The sequence below is a fragment of the Streptomyces sp. CC53 genome, assembly GCF_001865245.1.
Classification (GTDB): Bacteria; Actinomycetota; Actinomycetes; order Streptomycetales; family Streptomycetaceae; genus Streptomyces.
Map to the genome: position 1 here is coordinate 1 of NZ_MKXB01000123.1, position 2,848 is coordinate 2,848.

Consider the following 2,848-nt stretch of genomic DNA (forward strand, 5'->3'; position numbering starts at 1 on the left):
GGGTGTCACGCGTACGGGATGACCAGGACCGACCGGTCGGCGCCCGTCCCGAGGCGGGCGGTGCCGTCACCGATGGCGGCCCACACCTCCAGGCGGACCGTGCCGCCCCGGAGGTCGCCGAGGGTGCCCGTGGCCGACTTGAGGCCGCGCGTCTGGCTGTACTCCTCCCACCCGGCCACCGGGTCCGTCGCGAAGTAGTGGTAGGTCTCGGTGCGTTCGAAGGAGCCGTCACCCGTGAGGTCGTAGCTGACCCGGGCCTGCTGGCCGAGGGCGACCGCGGTGCCCGCGTCGACCTGGAGCCGGAACGCCGTGGCGGCCCCGGGCTTCAGGGCGCCGTGCACGTTCCTGGCCTCGTACACCAGGGGCAGGTGCGGGGTGCCGTCGTGGTTGGCTCCGCCCGCCGAGGCGATGGTGTCGCTGCCCGGTGTGGCGCCGGTGGCGGTGGTGAGGACGCCCCCGCTGCGCAGCTCGAAGGTGTTGCCGGTGGACGGATCGGGGTCGGGGTCGGGATCGGTGCCGCCGGTGCCGGTTCCGGTGGCCGTGGAGCGGGCCGGGACGGTGAGCTTCGCGCCGTCGGAGAAGGTGACGGTACGGGGCGCGGAGCCGTGGTTGTGGGCCGCGTACGTGCGGGTCGTGCCCTTGGTGAAGACCGCCGACGCCGCCAGGTCGCCGGTCACGGACGGGTCGGGAGCGCCGAGGGTGTCGAGGGTGGTGAGCCAGTGGTAGGTGTGCGCCTTCGACTCGCCCTGCTCCGGGGTGTACGCGGCGTGGCCGGCGTCCCACTTCGCCTTGGCCGCGGCCGGGTCGGCGAGGGCCTGGAACTCCCACAGGATGTCCCGCCACTCCACGGCGGGGCCGCCGTTCTCCCGCTCCAACTCGGCGATGTTGCGGCGGATCGCGTCCTTGCGGGCGGCGAGGTGCAGGGAGCTGCCCGCGGTCACGGGCAGGACGTTGATGCCGTGGATCTCCTCCGGGTTCGCGGTCCACCAGGTGGCGTAGGCGGCGCCGCTGCCCCACACCATGCCGACCGTGTCATGGCCGAAGGAAGCGGGGAAGACCTGCTGGTCGGCGTCGAACCAGTACTGGGCGACGGCCTCGGACTCGGTGGTCAGGAGGTAGCTGCCGAGGTCGCGCAGGGCGGTGTCGCCGGTGGCGGCGCCCCACAGGACGAGGCCGGCGCTGAGGTTGGTGGACTCGGACGACGACTCCTGGTTGTTGCCGGCGGCGAATCCCTGGTGGCCGGAGGCCCAGCTGTGGCCGGCGTAGACGTCGAAGCCGCGCAGGAAGGGGAAGGCGGAGTCGGTGCGGCTGGGGTTGGCGGCGTCCCGGATGAGGGTCTTCACCATGCCGCCCCACGCCGAGCCGGCGGCCCAGGCGGGGTCGTACTGGGCGACGATCGCGGCGGCGTGGACGTAGTACGAGTAGTGGAAGTGGTGGTCGTTGAGCTCGGCGTCGCTGCCGAAGGACGCGGGGTAGCCGGTGAGGGTGCGCCAGGTGCGGTCGTAGCTGAATTCGGAGGCTCCGCCGGCCGTGAACCACTCCTGGAGGCGGCCCTTGACGAGGGCCAGCAGCCGGTCGCGCGTGCCGGTCTCGCCGATCTGGTCGGCGAGGGGGACGAGTTGGGCGAGCCGGCCGAGGGCCTTGCCGGTCCAGTAGGTGTCGGTGGCGCCGGAGAAGGGGTCGGCGGCGTTCACGACCGCGTCGAGGTGGCCGCGCAACCGTGCCGCGTCCGTGCCGGACGCCCTGGGCAGCGCCGGCAGCACGGGGGCGGCCGGCTGGCTGGTGGTGAAGGTGCGGGACTCGCGGACCTTCATGGTGCCGCGCGGCGAGACGTACGTGTGGGGGGTGAGCGCGTCGGAGGTGTGCAGCCACTGGTGGCGGTAGAGGGCCTGCAGCGTGCCGGTCTCCGTGCCCTCCTGCGGCTGGGTGGTGAGCGTGTAGGTGGCGCGGACGGTGCCGCCGCTGACGGACCAGTCGGCGCGGGAGCCGGTGACGAAGCTGTACGCGTACTTCTGGTACGCGGACAGGGCGCCGGTGGAGGGCAGGACGGCGAGCGAGAAGTAGTCCTTGCCTCCGAGGCCGGCGGTGATCGTGGAGCCGGAGACGTTCCAGTCGGTGCCGGTGGGGGCGAAGAGCGCGTAGTGGTGGCCGGCGACGGTGATGCCGAGGACGTTGCCCCGGTCGGCGAAGACCGTGGGCGCGGAGGCGGTGGTGACGCGGGCGCTGCCGCCCGTGCCCTTGGCGTACACGAAGGGCAGGCCGTGGCCGATGGTGGTCCGCAGGGTGCGGGTGCCGTCGGACCAGTACGGGGTGACGGTCCAGTCGGACCAGGAGTCGGCCTTGGTGTCGGGCGAGTTGAGGCCGGTGAGCCCCAGGGTGAGGTCGCGCTTGTGGGCGTACTCGTACTGGCGGCCGTCCCCGACGACGGCGGGGGTGGTGGGGTAGCCGATGTCGAGGCCCGCGGCCGTCGCCTGGTAGGTGAGGGGGTGGCCGTACATGGGGGTGGAGTACGGGTTGTCGCCGTAGCGCTGGAAGGCGAGGCTCGACCACCAGTCGTTCGTGGGGACCGGCTTACCCTGGGCGGCCGGGGTGACCTTGGGGGTGACGGGGGTGCCGGTGTTGGTGGTGGGGCCAGAGGTGCCGGGCGGTCGGGTGTCGGAGTAGCTGCCGGAGCCCACGGGGACCGTGGCGGCGGAGGCCGGGACGGCGGCGGGGCCCGTGAGGCCCAGCGCGGCGAGGGTGGTGGCCAGCGCGGCGAGGGCGGCCCTTCGGGGTGTGCCTCGGGGGTGGCTGCGGGGGGTGCCGGGGGTTCTCATGGGTCACCTCAGGGGGGATGAGGAGCGGCGGG

1 protein-coding gene is annotated in these 2,848 nt (G+C 73.5%); it reads right to left on the reverse strand.

From position 1 onward, the window contains the following. Positions 1–5: 5 nt before the first annotated feature. Positions 6–2,816, reverse strand: coding sequence for a glycosyl hydrolase (locus BJP40_RS11590; protein WP_071280295.1), 2,811 nt, complete (start codon positions 2,814–2,816; stop codon positions 6–8). Positions 2,817–2,848: the final 32 nt, after the last annotated feature.